This is a genomic window from Reyranella humidisoli, from assembly GCF_019039055.1.
GTDB classification, from domain to species: domain Bacteria; phylum Pseudomonadota; class Alphaproteobacteria; order Reyranellales; family Reyranellaceae; genus Reyranella; species Reyranella humidisoli.
On the sequence record NZ_JAHOPB010000001.1, the window covers coordinates 1,367,913 to 1,382,518 of the forward strand.

Annotated in this window: 12 protein-coding genes; 5 read left to right on the forward strand and 7 right to left on the reverse strand. The window is 66.5% G+C overall.

Features of this window, described 5'->3' with window-relative positions; genetic code table 11:
* Positions 1-339: 339 nt before the first annotated feature.
* Positions 340-2,205, forward strand: coding sequence for a ribonucleoside-diphosphate reductase subunit alpha (locus tag KQ910_RS06665; RefSeq protein ID WP_369408291.1), 1,866 nt, complete (start codon positions 340-342; stop codon positions 2,203-2,205).
* 105 nt (positions 2,206-2,310) lie between these two features.
* Entirely contained in the window at positions 2,311-3,273 is a 963-nt protein-coding gene (locus tag KQ910_RS06670) for a ribonucleotide-diphosphate reductase subunit beta (protein WP_216957683.1), read from the forward strand.
* A gap of 187 nt (positions 3,274-3,460) precedes the next feature.
* On the opposite strand, the gene KQ910_RS06675 is transcribed toward KQ910_RS06670, so the two are convergent.
* Positions 3,461-4,198 carry a pyridoxamine 5'-phosphate oxidase family protein gene (locus tag KQ910_RS06675; RefSeq protein WP_216957684.1) on the reverse strand — a complete coding sequence of 246 codons (738 nt, stop codon included), beginning with the start codon at positions 4,196-4,198 and terminating at the stop codon, positions 3,461-3,463.
* A 104-nt stretch (positions 4,199-4,302) separates the two neighbouring features.
* Between KQ910_RS06675 and pdxR the strand changes: the two genes are divergently transcribed.
* Positions 4,303-5,844, forward strand: coding sequence for a MocR-like pyridoxine biosynthesis transcription factor PdxR (gene pdxR, locus KQ910_RS06680; protein WP_229600345.1), 1,542 nt, complete (start codon positions 4,303-4,305; stop codon positions 5,842-5,844).
* 6 nt (positions 5,845-5,850) lie between these two features.
* Here pdxR and KQ910_RS06685 read toward each other — a convergent pair whose 3' ends face one another.
* The 6 genes from KQ910_RS06685 to KQ910_RS06710 all read right to left on the reverse strand — a co-directional run bounded on the left by KQ910_RS06685 (position 5,851) and on the right by KQ910_RS06710 (position 12,256).
* Positions 5,851-6,936, reverse strand: a complete 1,086-nt coding sequence (locus KQ910_RS06685; RefSeq protein ID WP_216957685.1) for an ABC transporter ATP-binding protein — start codon at positions 6,934-6,936, stop codon at positions 5,851-5,853.
* On the reverse strand, positions 6,933-7,919 hold the full coding sequence (locus KQ910_RS06690) for an ABC transporter ATP-binding protein (protein WP_216957686.1): 987 nt from the start codon (positions 7,917-7,919) through the stop codon (positions 6,933-6,935). The genes KQ910_RS06685 and KQ910_RS06690 overlap by 4 nt, the downstream gene beginning before the upstream one ends.
* Positions 7,919-9,490, reverse strand: coding sequence for an ABC transporter substrate-binding protein (locus tag KQ910_RS06695; protein WP_216957687.1), 1,572 nt, complete (start codon positions 9,488-9,490; stop codon positions 7,919-7,921). The genes KQ910_RS06690 and KQ910_RS06695 overlap by 1 nt, the downstream gene beginning before the upstream one ends.
* Positions 9,491-9,555: 65 nt before the next feature.
* Positions 9,556-10,443: an ABC transporter permease gene (locus KQ910_RS06700; RefSeq protein WP_216957688.1), complete on the reverse strand. Its 888-nt coding sequence runs from the start codon at positions 10,441-10,443 to the stop codon at positions 9,556-9,558.
* Positions 10,440-11,378, reverse strand: a complete 939-nt coding sequence (locus KQ910_RS06705; protein WP_216957689.1) for an ABC transporter permease — start codon at positions 11,376-11,378, stop codon at positions 10,440-10,442. The genes KQ910_RS06700 and KQ910_RS06705 overlap by 4 nt, the downstream gene beginning before the upstream one ends.
* 143 nt (positions 11,379-11,521) lie before the next feature.
* On the reverse strand, positions 11,522-12,256 hold the full coding sequence (locus KQ910_RS06710) for an SDR family oxidoreductase (protein WP_216957690.1): 735 nt from the start codon (positions 12,254-12,256) through the stop codon (positions 11,522-11,524).
* 25 nt (positions 12,257-12,281) lie between these two features.
* Here KQ910_RS06710 and ubiE point away from each other — a divergent pair, with 25 nt between their 5' ends.
* Together ubiE and ubiB are read left to right on the forward strand one after the other, a co-directional pair.
* Positions 12,282-13,079 carry a bifunctional demethylmenaquinone methyltransferase/2-methoxy-6-polyprenyl-1,4-benzoquinol methylase UbiE gene (ubiE, locus tag KQ910_RS06715; protein WP_216957691.1) on the forward strand — a complete coding sequence of 266 codons (798 nt, stop codon included), beginning with the start codon at positions 12,282-12,284 and terminating at the stop codon, positions 13,077-13,079.
* Complete coding sequence (ubiB, locus tag KQ910_RS06720; protein ID WP_216957692.1) at positions 13,080-14,603, forward strand: 2-polyprenylphenol 6-hydroxylase; 1,524 nt, start codon at positions 13,080-13,082, stop codon at positions 14,601-14,603.
* Positions 14,604-14,606: the final 3 nt, after the last annotated feature.

Genomic DNA, 14,606 nt, shown 5'->3' on the forward strand with positions numbered 1-14,606 from the left:
GGTGGTCCCGCGCGGGCGAGCCGATTCGCTGCGGTTTCTGTCCTGGGCCCACGGAATCCGCGGGGAAGCGCGTTTTGTTCTCATGCTATGCTGCACATGCGAAGGTGAAAAACAGGTGCTTGAAACAGAATTTCAAACCGATTTTTCGCCCGATCTTTCAAGAGGTTAACCAACCATTCTTGAGATTCACATACGGGGAATAAATTTCGCAATGACAGGGTCGGCGCCACGCGTACTATCTATGGATAGTGGGGAGAGACGAACCGCTCCCTACATCTAGGTGTCTTCCACAGAGTGTTCTATCCACAACTGTGGACAAAAAGAAAAAGGGGACCGCAAGTGTTTGATGTCGTTCAAGTTCGAAGCGGTGCGCGGGTTGTTACCGATTCATCGCGGGATGCCCGCCTGACCGTTTTCGGCAAGGCCACACTGAACGACCGGTATCTGCTGCCGGGCGAAAACTACCAGGACATGTTTGCGCGAGTCGCCTCGGCCTATGCCGACGACGACGCCCATGCCCAGCGTCTCTACGACTACATCAGCAATCTCTGGTTCATGCCGGCCACGCCCGTGCTGAGCAACGGCGGAACCAGCCGCGGCCTGCCGATCTCGTGCTTCCTCAACGAGGCGAATGACAGCCTCGAGGGCATCGTCGGGCTGTGGAACGAGAACGTGTGGCTGGCGTCGCGCGGCGGCGGAATCGGCTCCTACTGGGGCAATCTCCGTTCGATCGGCGAAAAGGTCGGCATGAACGGCAAGACCTCGGGTGTGGTCCCGTTCATCCGCGTGATGGACTCGCTCACGCTCGCAATCAGCCAGGGCTCGCTGCGCCGCGGATCGGCCGCCGTCTACCTCCCGGTGAACCATCCCGAGATCGAGGAGTTCATCGAGATCCGCCGCCCGACCGGCGGCGACCCCAACCGCAAGGCGCTGAACCTGCATCACGGCCTGCTGATCTCCGACGCCTTCATGCGCGCGGTGGAGAACGACGAGGAGTGGGCGCTGGTCAGCCCGAAGGACGGCGCCGTCCAGCGCACTGTCTCGGCGCGCGCTCTGTGGATCCGCATCCTGACGGCCCGCGTCGAGACCGGCGAGCCGTACCTCGTGTTCGTCGATCACGTGAACAACGCCCGGCCCGAGCACCACAAGCTCGCCGGCCTCGAGGTCAAGACCTCGAACCTGTGCAGCGAGATCACGCTGCCCACCGGCATCGACCATCACGGCAAGCAGCGCACTGCCGTCTGCTGCCTGTCGTCGCTCAACCTCGAGACCTATCTCGAGTGGCACGAGCATCCGCACTTCATCGAAGACGTGATGCGCTTCCTCGACAACGTGCTGCAGGGCTTCATCGACACCGCCGGCTCCGACTTCGCGCGCGCGACCTATGCCGCGATGCGCGAGCGTTCGGTCGGCCTCGGCGTGATGGGTTTCCACTCCTTCCTGCAGGCCAACGGCATCCCGCTCGAATCGGTGATGGCCAAGGTGTGGAACAAGAAGATGTTCAAGCACATCCGCGCCCATTGCGACGAGGCGTCGATGACGCTCGGCAAGGAGCGCGGCGCGTGCCCGGATGCCGCCGACTTCGGCTTCCAGGACCGCTTCTCCAACAAGCTCGCGATCGCGCCGACCGCGTCGATCTCGATCATCTGTGGCGGCGCCTCGCCCGGCATCGAGCCGTCGGCGGCCAACGTCTACAACCACAAGACCCTCTCGGGCTCCTTCGTGGTGCGCAACCCGTACCTCGAGAAGGTTCTGGCCCAGAAGGGCAAGAACGACGAGGACACCTGGACGGCGATCATGACCGACCAGGGTTCGGTGCGTAATCTCGACTGCCTCGACGATCACGAGAAGGCGGTGTTCAAGACCGCGTTCGAGATCGACCAGCGCTGGCTGGTCGAGCATGCCGCCGACCGCACGCCCTATATCTGCCAGAGCCAGTCGCTGAACATCTTCCTGCCGGCCGACGTGCACAAGCGCGACCTGCACCAGATCCACATGATGGCGTGGAAGCGCGGCGTGAAGAGCCTCTACTACTGCCGCTCCCTTTCCATCCAGCGCGCCGAGAGCGTCGCGGGCGAAGCCCTCGCCGCACCGCTCGGCGACCATGCCCTTACGGCGCCCAAGACCGATGCTCCCTCTCCTCTGTTCCCCGGAACGCCGCCGGCACAGAGCAATGACTACGAAGAATGTCTTAGCTGCCAGTAAACGAGCGTTGTCCCCCTGTCGCGTTCCCGGCGTTCGGGACCGCGGCAGGGGATTTTAATTTCAAGCGACCCCATTCATTCGCCCGACATATTGGACGCCCGCGCCATGTCACTCCTCGACGCCAAGCCGATCTACAAGCCGTTCCACTATCCCTGGGCCTACGACGCCTGGCTGACGCAGCAGCGCATCCACTGGCTGCCCGAGGAAGTGCCGCTGGCCGACGACGTGAAGGACTGGCGCAACAAGCTGACCGACAGCGAACGTCACCTGCTGACGCAGATCTTCCGCTTCTTCACCCAGGCCGACGTCGAGGTGAACAACTGCTACATGCGGCACTACAGCCGCGTCTTCAAGCCGACCGAAGTGCAGATGATGCTGGCCGCCTTCTCGGCGATGGAGACGGTGCACGTCGCCGCCTACAGCCACCTGCTCGACACGATCGGCATGCCCGAGACCGAGTACTCCGTCTTCCTCACCGTCAAGGAGATGAAGGACAAGTACGACTATATGCAGGGCTTCAACGTCGACTCGAAGGCCGACATCGCCAAGACGCTGGCCGTGTTCGGCGCTTTCACCGAGGGCCTGCAGCTGTTCGCCAGCTTCGCGATGCTGATGAACTTCCCGCGCTTCAACAAGATGAAGGGCATGGGCCAGATCGTGACCTGGTCGGTGCGCGACGAGACGCTGCACTGCAATTCGATGGTCAAGCTGTTCCGGACCTTCATCCAGGAGAACCCCGAGATCTGGACCGAGGAGCTGCAGCGCGAGATCTACGTCGCCTGCTCGACCATCGTCGACCACGAGGACGCCTTCATCGACCTCGCCTTCGAACTGGGCGGCATCGAGGGCATGACCGCCGTCGACGTGAAGCGCTACATCCGCTACATCGCCGACCGCCGCCTGACCCAGCTCAGCCTCCAGCCCATCTATCGCGCGGATGCCAAGAATCCGCTGCCGTGGATGGACCAGATGCTCAACGCCATCGAGCACACCAACTTCTTCGAGAACCGCTCGACCGAATACTCGAAGGCTTCGACGCGCGGCACCTGGGACGAGGCGTTCAGCTAGCGCCTGGATGTGATCACTGACCTACCCATTCGGGTGGGGGTTGTCGTCGCCATGCGCGACGGAGGGGCCATGACCCCATCGCCCTCGAAGACGAGGGCACTTCCCCTTTGCGGGCTCCGCAAAGGGGAAGGAACCGAAGTGATCCTTCAACGGCCGCCTGAAAGACAACAGGCCGCCCCCGCGCGGCTCAGCCTTCGCCGAAGGTCCGCTTGTAGGTCCTGGTCATCACCTCGTCGAAGCGCGAGCCGGGAACGAAGTCGGACATCTCGTCCGGCCGCGTGAGACCGGGGAGCTGGCGCGCGCAGTCCGAAGGCTCGCCGAGCACCTGCGTGATCGGATAGAGCGCCGACCAGGCGGGGACGCCCTCGTAGTCTTCCTCTTCGTCGGCGACATGCTTGTCGCGGATCTTGCCCGAGGCCGTCTCGATCTCCATGCCGATCATGGTCGTGGCCTTGAACTCCTGCTTGTTCGGCTGGCGAATGAGCTTGGAGCGGCCGGGATAGATGCGGTCGATGAAGCGGTCCATCAGCTTCAGCTTCTCGTCCGGATCGTCGATCACATGCGCCTTACCGAAGGCCATGACGGCACGGTAGTTCACCGAATGATGGAAGCCCGAGCGCGCCATCACCAGCGAGTCGAGATGCGTGACCGTGAGGCAGACGTCGACGCCTTCCTTCTGGCTGCGGATCATGCGGCTGGCCGACGAGCCGTGCCAGTAGAGGTGACTGCCCTCGCGCCAGAAGCCGGTTGGCGTGCAGTAGGGGCGGCCGTCGATCACGTAGGCGATGTGGCAGACCAGGGCGGCATCCAGAATCGCATGGATGCTCTCCTTGTCGTAGCGGCCACGATCGTGGACGCGCTTCACCTTGTTCACGTTGGTGACGGGGTAGCTGTCGGGAGGATTGACCGAATCGGGAGGGCTCATGGCTTGACCTTTGGCGCACCGGGAAGGGGGTTGCTTGCCGGAAGACCATCGTCGGGATACGGATCAGGTGAAAGAGCCAGTTTGGCGGAAAGAGACTGGACCAGTTGAACCCCCGACCGACGTCCCGTTCCCGGCGTGCTCCGCCGCTCGGCCTTGCGCTCGATCCGACGTCGGCCGAGCCGCTGCATCGCCAGATCGGCGAGCAGATGCGGCGCGCGATCCTCGATGGACGGTTGAAACCCGGAACGCGGCTGCCCTCGTCGCGCCTGATGGCCCAGGACCTCGACTGCGCGCGCGGCACGGTGGTGCTGGCCTTCGATCAGCTCGTCGCCGAGGGCTATGTCGTGAGCCAGGCCGGCTCGGCCATGTCGGTCGCGGCCGACCTGCCCGACGAGATGCTGACCGTGCCGCGGTCCGGCACGCCACCGCAGGGCAAGACTGTCGCCAGGCCCGCCGTGGCGCGTCGGGCGCGGGCCCTGCTGGCGGAGAGTCCAGCGCCCGTTTCCGCCGGGCCGCCTCTGGCCTTTCCCACCGGACAGCCGGATCGCGAGGCGTTTCCCTTCGCGCTGTGGGCCAAGCTGCTGGAGCGCGAGTGGCGGCGGCCCGGCGTCGAGGCTGCGAGCGCCGTCCATCCGTTCGGCCATACCGGTCTGCGCGAGGCGATTGCGGCCTATCTTGGCGTGGCGCGCGGCTTCACCTGCGATCCGGGCTCGGTCGTCGTTACGACGGGCATCCGTCACGGGCTCGCGCTGTTCGCGGAAGTCGTGCTCGATGCCGGCGACACCGCCTGGGTCGAGGAGCCGGGCTTCATCGGCGTGCGCGACGCGCTGGCGACGTCGGGCGTGCGCGCCGCGCCGGTCGCCATCGACGGATCGGGCTTCTCGCTGGAGACGGCGCTGGCCCAGGTCCCCGAAGCGCGCCTGGCTGTCGTGGCGCCGGCCCATCACTTTCCGCTCGGGACCGTGCTCAGCCTGCAGCGGCGCCTTGAATTGCTGAGCTGGGCCGAGCGCACCAAAGGCTGGATCGCCGAGGACGATTTCGACGGCGAGTATCGCTACAGCGGCCGCCCCCTGCCGCCGCTGCGTTCGCTGGACCGGGCTGGCCGCGTCGCCTACTTCAGCAGCTTCTCCAAGCTGCTCTTCCCGGCGCTGCGTCTCAGTTTCCTCGTCCTGCCGGCCTCGCTGGTCGAGGCCACCGAACGGATCATGGACCGCGTGTCGGTCCGCGCGCCGCTGCTGGGCCAGGGCGCGCTGGCGCGCTTCATCGCCGAGGGCCATTTCGCCACCCATCTGCGCCGCACGCGCCAGCTCTATGCCGGCCGCCACGAGGCCTTGCTCGATGCAGCCGCGCGCCATCTCGACGGCCTGCTCATCGTGGCGCCCGATCCCGGAGGCATGCACCTGATCGCCAGCCCGACTCCCCGGCTCGGGCCGCGCTTCGACGATGTCGTGGTGACGGCGGCCGCGGCGGCCGCGGGCCTGATCGTCCAGCCGCTCTCCGTCTGCTATGCCGGCCCGGCGCGGCGGCACGGGCTGATCCTGGGCTATGCGGGAACGCCCGAGGCGGAGATCGATCGTGCGGTCCTGAAGCTGCGGGACGTGGTGCTCGGCGCGACCGGCCAACCGAGGCGTGGCCAGCGGCGCTGAGCATCGTCAGCCGGTGCGCGCCGCCTTTGCGGCCTCGAAGGCGGCGAGGCGTTCGGGGAGCTTGCCGAGCGAGGTGCTTGCCATCGAGGCGGCCGCGGGTTTCGGCAGCGTCTCGTAGAAATGGCAGGCGACGCGATGGCCGTTACCGGCGTCGCGCAGCTCGGGCTGCTCCTGGCGGCAGCGCGGCTGGGCGTGGATGCAGCGCGTGTGGAAGCGGCAGCCCGGCGGCGGGGCAAAGGGGCTGGGCACGTCGCCGGCCAGCAGCACGCGCTCCTTGCGCACGCTGGGGTCGGGGCGCGGGATCGCCGACAGCAGGGCCTGCGTATAGGGATGTAGCGGCCGGTCGTAGAGGTCGCGCTTGTTGGCGATCTCGACCAGCTGGCCGAGATACATCACCGCGACCCGATCGCTGATGTGCTTCACCACCGCGAGGTCGTGGGCGATGAAGAGGTAGGAGAGGCCGAAACGCTGCTGCAGGTTCTGCAGCAGGTTGACGATCTGCGCCTGGATCGACACGTCGAGCGCGGAGACCGGCTCGTCGCAGACGATCAGGTCGGGATTGACCGCCAGCGCGCGGGCGATGCCGATGCGCTGGCGCTGGCCACCCGAGAACTGGTGCGGATAGCGCCTTGCGTGCTCGGGCAGGAGGCCCACCACGTCGAGCAGGTCTTTCACGCGCGTCGCGCGCTCGGCCTCGGTGTGGAGGTCGTGCACCGCCATCGGCTCGGCCAGGATCTCGCCCACCGTCATGCGCGGGTTGAGCGACGCATAGGGGTCCTGGAAGATGATCTGCATGTGGCGGCGCAGGCGGCGCAGAGCGTTCTTGTCGAGGTCGGCAATCTCCTCGCCCTTGAAACGCACCGAGCCCGCGGTCGGGTCCATCAGGCGCAGCACGAGGCGGCCGGTCGTCGACTTGCCGCAGCCCGATTCGCCCACCAGCGCCAGGGTCTCGCCGCGCGCGATCTCGAAACTCACGCCCTCGACGGCGCGCACCATGCCGATCACCTTGCGGCGGATCAGGCCACGGCTCACCGGGAAGTGCTTCACCAGCCCGTCGACCTGCAGGACGGGTGTTGCTTCGGTGGCGCTCATGCCGCCCTCGCCAGTTCCACGGGCGCCTTCCAGCAGGCCACGCGATGCTCCGGTCCGAGGTCGCGCAACGGCGGCGGCTCGACATGGCAGCGCGGATCGGCGAAGGGGCAGCGCGGCGCGAAGCGGCAGCCCTTGGGCTGGTTGTTGGGGCTGGGCACCGAACCTTCGATGGTCGACAGGCGTTCGCGGTCGACCTCGATGCGCGGGATCGAGCCCAGCAGGCCGATCGTGTAGGGGTGCTGCGGATCGGCGAACAGGGCGTCGACCGGCGCGCTCTCGACGATCTTGCCGGCGTACATCACCACCACCTCGTCGGCGATCTCGGCGATGACGCCGAGATCGTGGGTGATGATCAGCATCGCCATGCCGAGCCGGCGCTGCAGGTCCTGCAGCAGGTCGAGGATCTGGGCCTGGATGGTGACGTCGAGCGCCGTCGTCGGCTCGTCAGCGATCAGCAGCGCGGGCTCGCAGGAAAGCGCCATCGCGATCATGACCCTCTGGCGCATGCCGCCGGAGAGCAGGTGCGGATAGTCGTCTACGCGCTGTTTGGCCGAGGGGATGCGCACCAGCTCGAGCATTTCGATCGCGCGGGCCTTGGCGGCCTGCGGCGACAACTGTGTATGCGCCATGATGGCTTCGACGATCTGCTGGCCGATCGTGTGGACCGGATTGAGCGAGGTCATCGGTTCCTGGAAGATCATCGACATCTTGCCGCCGCGCAGGCGCCGGCGTTCGTCGGCGGAGAGGCCGAGAACATCCCGGCCTTCGAACAGGATCGCGTCGGCCTCGACCTGGCCCGGTGGGCTCGCCACCAGGCCCATGACGGAGAGCGAGGTCACGCTCTTGCCGCAGCCGGATTCGCCGACCAGCCCGACGGTGCGGCCGCGCCCGACGGAGAAGTCGATGCCGTCGACCGCGCGGAAGAGGCCGCGGTCGGTGTGGAAATGGGTCCGGAGACCGCGGACCTCGAGGAGCTTTTCCATCAGAAGGAGTAATCCAGGCCCTTGTAGAAGGTGTTCTGGTAGAGCATGTGCGGCCGCACGCCCTTCAGCTTCTTGAGGCTGGTCGTGTACATCGCGATGTTCATGACCGGCATCCAGAGGTGCTCCTCGGTCACCCGCTGCTGGGCGAGCGCATAGTACTTGGCGCGGTCGGCTTCGGAGATCGAGGCGCGGCCCATCTTCAGGTACTCGTCGGTCTTGGCGTCGTTCCAGTTCATGCGGTTGGGCGCCGGGATGTTCTTGGAATCGAAGTAGAAATTCAGCAGGTCGCCCGACGAGATATAGGGGAAGGTCACCGTCCACAGCTCGAAGTCCTGCTTGCCCATCTCGGCCGGCGCGATGGTCGAGTCGTAGCCCACGATCTTCCAGTCGATGCCGATCTTGCGCATGTAGCCCTGGATCGCCTCGGAAACGCGCGGGAAGTAGGCGACCTGGGTGAACAGGACCCGCGGCGCCAGCTTGACGCCGTCCTTCTCGCGGATGCCGTCGGCGCCGACCTTCCAGCCGGCCTCGTCGAGCAGCTTCTTCGCCCGCTCGACATCCTCCTTGATGAGACTCTTGGTCGAGTCGGCGAAGTCTAGCGCTTTGGGATCGATGAAGGTGTAGGCCGGCTCGGCGTTGCCCAGCATGATGCCCTTGACGATGTCGGCGCGGTTGATGGCGATGTTCATCGCCTCGCGCACGCGCTTGTCGGCCACCATCGGGCGCGTCGTCTTGTAGCCGTAGTACATCAGCTGGAAGTTCGGCTTCGCCTCCTGGACGTTGAGGTTGGGCGACGCCTTCACCTGCTGGATGAACTGCAGCGGGATCTGGTGCGTGACGTCGAACTGCCCGCCCATCATCGCGGCCACGCGGCTGGAATCCTCAGGGACTATCTTGATGCTGAGCTTCTCGAACTTCACCGGCCCCTTGTTGGCGTACATCGACGGCCCCCATTTGTAGGCGTCGTGTCGCTTCAGCACGATCTCGGTGCGTGGCTGCCAGCTCTCGAAGCACCAGGGCCCGGTGCCGTCGATCGCCTTGACGCCGTAGTCCTTGCCCAGCGCCTCCACGCTCTCCTTGTTGTGAATCGCCGTCGTAAACATGGTGAGCTGCAGCAGCAGGTCGGCGAAGGGCTCGTTCAGCTCGTACTCGACCGTGTAGGGATCGGGTGCGCGCAGCTCCTTGATGTTGCCGGCCCGCCAGGCAAGTGGCGCCTTGAGTTCGGGGCTCTTCAGCCGCTTGAAGCTGTAGATGACGTCCTCGGCGGTGAACTTCTTGCCGCTGCAGAAGCTGACGTCGTCGCGCAGCTTGAAGGTGTAGAGCTTGCCGTCGGGACTCACCGTCCACGACTTGGCGAGATAGGGGATCGCCGTCTTGCCGTCCCAGTCCATCGCCACCAGCGTGTCCTGGAACATGTTCACGATGTCGGAGGTCGGCGACCACGTCGTGCGCTGGCCGTCGTAGTGCGGTGCATCGAGCGACTTCATCATCCGCAAGGTCTGCGCCTCCGCCACCGGGGAGAGGCCCATCACGCCAAGCAACGCCGTTACGCCCTTCAGGAACTTACGCATCGCTTCCTCGCCTTGTTGTTGTTCAGTGCGTCACGTCGGGACCCTTGTCGAAGGAGTGTGCAGGATCAGCTCTGCAGTCTTGGATCGAGGACGTCGCGCAGGGCGTCGCCCAGAAGATTGGCGGCCAGCACGATCACGAAGATCATGAAGCTGGGGATCGTCGCGATGTGCGGCGCCATGAACAGGAAGTCGCGGCCTTGCGCCGCCATCATCCCGAGCTCGGCGGTCGGCGGCTGGGCGCCCATGCCGAGGAAGCCCAGCGCCGAGCCGATCAGGATGATCTGGCCGAAGCGCAGCGTCAGGAATACGAAGATCGTCGAGATGCAGTTGAGCGTGAGGTAGCGCCAGATCAGCGTGCGGTCGGAGACGCCGACGGCGCGGCCGGCTTCCATGAACTCCTGGCTCATGATGCCGATCGCCGCGCCGCGCGCCACGCGCGCCACGTCCGGCACGGTCGCCACCACCAGCGCAATCACCACGGCCGTGAGGCCGGCGCCGAAGATCGCCGCCACGGCGAGGCCGATCAGGATCGCCGGGAAAGCCAGCATCACGTCGACCAGGCGCATGATCCAGCCGTCGAGGCGGCGATAGTAGGCCGCCAGGATGCCGAGAAAGCCGCCCAGGAAGCCGCCGACGATGACGCCGACCAGGCCGAGCATCAGCGTGTTGCGCGCGCCGTAAATGACGCGGCTCAGTATGTCGCGGCCGGTATTGTCGGTGCCGAACCAGTGCTCGGCGCTGGGCGGCTGCATCACCTTGGTGAGATCGGTGAGGTAGGGATCGTAGGGCGCAACCAGCGGCGCGAAGACGGCGGCGAAGCCGATCGTGGCCAGCAGCAGGGCGGCCACCATGGCGACCTTGTCGCGCATCAACCGGCGCAAGACGCCGGACCGGGAGAAGAGGCCGTTCTCTTCGGTGCGGGCGGGGGCGGCGTTGAGGGCTTCGACGCTCATGACCGCTGCATCCTCGGATCGAGATAGACGTACAGGACGTCGACGATCAGGTTGATCGACAGGAAGGCGATCGCGAGAATCATGATCGCGCCCTGCGCCGTCGGGAAATCGCTCGAGACGATGGCGCCGACCGCCAGGCGTCCGACGCCCGGCCACGAGAACATCGTCTCGGTCACGACGGCGCCGCCCAACAGGAACGCCGCCTGCAGGCCGATCAGCGTGACCACCGGGATCATCGCGTTGCGCAGCGCGTGGTGCACGATCACCACCGTCTCGCGTAGGCCCTTGGCGCGCGCGGTGCGGACATAGTCGGCGCCCAGCACCTCGAGCACGGCGGTGCGCGTCAGCCGCGCAATCGGACCGATCAGCACGCTGCCCAGCGTGAGCGCCGGCAGCACGAGGCTCGGCAGGCCGCCGTCCCAGATCGGGCCGGTGCGGCCGGTGAAGGGGAACAGGCCCCACTGGAAGCCCATGTACTGGATCAGGACCAGGCCGATGAAGAAGACCGGCATCGACACGCCGGCGACGGAAACGGCCATGATCGCGCGGTCGACCAGCGTGCCGCGCCGCACGGCGGCGAGCGTGCCCAGCGTCAGGCCGAAGGGAATGGCGATCAGCATGCCGCCCAGCATCAGCTCGACCGTCGGGCCGATGGTCAGCGCCAGCTCCTCGCTCACCATCTTGTTGGAGATGATGGAGCGGCCGAGATCGCCGCGCAGGACGCGGCCGATATACTCGGCAAACTGGACCGGGATCGGGCGGTCGAGGCCGAGCTCCAGGCGGATCGCTGCGATGGTCTCGGCCTTCGCGTCGGGCCCGGCGATGATCATCGCCGGGTCGGCGGGCACCACCTGCAGCAGACAGAAGCACAGGAAGAGAACCCCGAGCAGCGCGGGAAACGAGATCAGCAGGCGGTGGACGATCTGTCTTCCCATGCGCCGTCCTCGGACTGGTTCGGCCAAGGCGAAGCGCGCCGGTTTCCCGACGTGTCTCGACGTTTCTCCCTGGCAGCCGCTGCTTCGGTCAGACCAGCGCGGCGTTTATTATGCAGGGATAGTGCATGCGAAATTTGCCGATGTCACGCCCAGCCTCCGGCGTGAGGAAGAACGTGTCCGGTAATGAAGCCGGCGCCATCGGAGCAGAGAAAGCAGATCGTCGCGCCGAGTTCGTCCGACTTGCCGAGACGGCCGAGCGGAATCTGCGCCGTCATCTTGGCCATCGCCTCGCGGTTGGCGAGCAGCGCCGGCGGGAAGTAGTCGGGGTTCTCGACGTAGTTCGAGCCGACCGCATTCACGGTGATGCCGTCGCGTCCCAGTTCCTTGGCGAGCGAGGAGACGAGGCCGTTCCCCGCCGCGCGCGCGGAGACATAGGGCGCATAGTTCGCGATGCCGCGCAGCGGCGCCGCCGAGGAGACGAACACGATGCGGCCGGACTTGCGCTTGCGCATCGACGGCGCGACGAGCTGCGTCAGCCGGAACGGCGCCACGGCCATGACTTCGAGCGCGTCGCGGAAATCCTCGATCCGCGCCTCGCCGAGGGGTGCGCGCAGGGCCGGGTAGGCGTCGTTGTTGACCAGCGCGTCGATATGACCGTGTCGCTTCACCGCCAGCTCGACCATCGCCGCCGGCTCGACGGCCGACAGCGCATGGGCGCCGGGAAACTGCGATTCGTACTTGTGGCGTGCGCTCGGCGTGTCGAACGACGGATCGTGCGCCAGCACGGTCGCACCCTGGGCCAGCGCGACCCTTGTGGTGCCGTGCCCTGCGAATTTCTCGACGTTGGTGATCAGGATGACCCGGTCTTTCAGCAGCATGGCGATTCCTCTAGGTTGCGGCCCCATGGACCCAGCCGTTCCCGACGATCCTAGCGCAGCCCGCCCCGAGGGACAGGCCCCGGACGGTCGAGCGTCCTTCGGATTCCGCGACGTGCCGGCGGCGGAGAAGGCCGGCATGGTGCGCGAGGTCTTCGCCAGCGTGGCCCCGCGCTACGACCTGATGAACGACCTGATGTCGGGCGGCGTGCACCGGCTCTGGAAGAACACCATGGTCGACGTGGTGAACCCGCGTCCGGCTGAGAAGCTGCTGGATGTGGCCGGCGGTACCGGCGACATCGCCTTCCGCCTGCTGCGCCGCCAGGGCGATCGTCCCGACGTCACCATCTGCGACATCAATCCCGCAATGCTCGAGGTCGGCCGTGACCGCGCCGTCGATCGTGGGCTGCTGCACGGGCTCACCTGGGCGACCGGCGATGCCGAGCACCTGCCGTTCCCCGATCGCTCGTTCGACGCCTATACGATTGCCTTCGGACTGCGAAACGTCACCGACATCGATCAGGCGCTGCGCGACGCCCATCGCGTGCTGAAGCCGGGCGGCCGCTTCTACTGTCTCGAATTCAGCAAGGTCACCTCGGCGCCGGTCGGCCGCGTCTACGACGCCTATTCCGAACGCGCACTGCCGTTCTTCGGCAGGGTCATCGCCCGGGACGCCGACTCATACCGTTATCTGCACGAAAGCATCCGCCGCTTCCCGCCGCAGCGCGAGCTGGCGGCGCGCATGCGGGCCGCCGGGTTCGCCAACGTCTCGTGGCGCGACATGTCGCTGGGAGTCGTGGCGCTGCACCAGGGCTGGCGTATCTAGATGTTCCGCGCACTTCGAAACGGTTGGCGCCTGCTGCGCATGGCGGTGAGCTTCGCGCGTCACGATGCGCTGTTTCCGCTCGAGTCGCTGGGCATCGCGCCGGCGCTGATCGCCTGGGCGCGCCTGTTCGCGCCGCGCGGCGACACGCGCCGTCCGGGCGAACGGCTGGCGGCGGCACTGCAGGACATGGGCCCGTCCTTCATCAAGCTCGGCCAGGCGCTGTCGACCCGCGCCGATCTGTTGAGCGAGGAAGTGGCGGCCGATCTCGCGCGCCTGCAGGACCATATCCCGGCCTTCCCCGGCGCCGAGGCGCGACGGATCATCGAAAGCGAGCTGGGCCAGCCGCTCGCCGCCGTCTTCTCCAGTTTCGACGACGTGCCGGTGGCGGCCGCCTCGATCGCTCAGGTCCACTTCGCGGTCACGACCGACGGCCGCGACGTCGCCGTGAAAGTGCTGCGGCCCGGCATCGGGAAGGCCTTCGAGCAGGATCTCGACCTTTTCTACTGGATGGCCGAACTGGTCGAGCGCACCCAGCCGCGCTTCCGCCGCCTGAAGCCGGTCGAATCGGTGCGCGCCTTCGCCGACGTGGTGCGGGTCGAGATGGACCTGCGCATGGAAGCGGCGGCCGCCGAGGAGCTGGGCGAGAATTTCGCCGACGATCCCAACTACCGCGCGCCCCGGATCGACTGGGACCGCACCGCCGAACGCGTGATGACGCAGGAGCGCGTCGACGGCATCCCGATCGGCGACCGCGACGCCATCATCGCCGCCGGCCACGATCCGCACGAGATCATGCGCAAGTGCGCCGAGGCCTTCTTCTACCAGGTGTTCCGCGACGGCTTCTTCCATGCCGACATGCATGGCGGCAACGCCTTCGTCGATCGCCAGGGCACCATCGTGCCGGTCGACTTCGGCATCATGGGCCGCGTCGACGAGGATACGCGCGGCTATCTCGCCGAGTTGCTGGTGGCCTTCCTGCGCCGCGACTACCACGCCGTCGCCGAGGTCCAGTTCCGGGCGGGCTACGTCCCGCCCGACCAATCGCTCGAAACCTTCGCCCAGGCCTGCCGGTCGATCGGCGAGCCGATCTTCGGCAAACCCAGCCACCAGATCTCGATCGCCCGCCTGCTGGCCCAGATGCTGCGTGTCACCGAACAGTTCGAGATGAGCGCACAGCCGCAGCTCCTGCTGCTGCAGAAGACTATGCTGATGGCCGAGGGCATGGGCACCAAGCTCAATCCCAACGTCAACATCTGGGAACTGGCGCGGCCGCTGATCGAGGACTGGATGGTCACGCATTTCGGTCCGCGTGCCACGGTGAGCCGCGCCGCCCAGGACCTTGCGCAGGGTCTGCGCCGATTGCCGCGCCTGATCGACAGCCTGCACGTCGTGGCCGAGCACGAACGGCGCAAGGCCGAGCGCGACGCCGAACAGCCGACACAAGCCAGCCGGTTCAGGGCGCGCTTCGCGGAGGTCGTCGCCATACTCGCCCTGATCGCGGCCATCGCGGCGTGGTGGCACTGACCC

Bases quoted from the DNA above. Each gene is read 5' to 3' on its own strand.
- KQ910_RS06670 (WP_216957683.1), top strand. From the start codon at position 2,311: ATGTCACTCCTCGACGCCAAGCCGATCTACAAGCCGTTCCACTATCCC.
- KQ910_RS06675 (WP_216957684.1), bottom strand. From the start codon at position 4,198: ATGAGCCCTCCCGATTCGGTCAATCCTCCCGACAGCTACCCCGTCACC.
- KQ910_RS06685 (WP_216957685.1), bottom strand. From the start codon at position 6,936: ATGAGCGCCACCGAAGCAACACCCGTCCTGCAGGTCGACGGGCTGGTG.
- KQ910_RS06690 (WP_216957686.1), bottom strand. From the start codon at position 7,919: ATGGAAAAGCTCCTCGAGGTCCGCGGTCTCCGGACCCATTTCCACACC.
- KQ910_RS06695 (WP_216957687.1), bottom strand. From the start codon at position 9,490: ATGCGTAAGTTCCTGAAGGGCGTAACGGCGTTGCTTGGCGTGATGGGC.
- KQ910_RS06700 (WP_216957688.1), bottom strand. From the start codon at position 10,443: ATGAGCGTCGAAGCCCTCAACGCCGCCCCCGCCCGCACCGAAGAGAAC.
- KQ910_RS06705 (WP_216957689.1), bottom strand. From the start codon at position 11,378: ATGGGAAGACAGATCGTCCACCGCCTGCTGATCTCGTTTCCCGCGCTG.
- KQ910_RS06710 (WP_216957690.1), bottom strand. From the start codon at position 12,256: ATGCTGCTGAAAGACCGGGTCATCCTGATCACCAACGTCGAGAAATTC.
- ubiE (WP_216957691.1), top strand. From the start codon at position 12,282: ATGGACCCAGCCGTTCCCGACGATCCTAGCGCAGCCCGCCCCGAGGGA.
- ubiB (WP_216957692.1), top strand. From the start codon at position 13,080: ATGTTCCGCGCACTTCGAAACGGTTGGCGCCTGCTGCGCATGGCGGTG.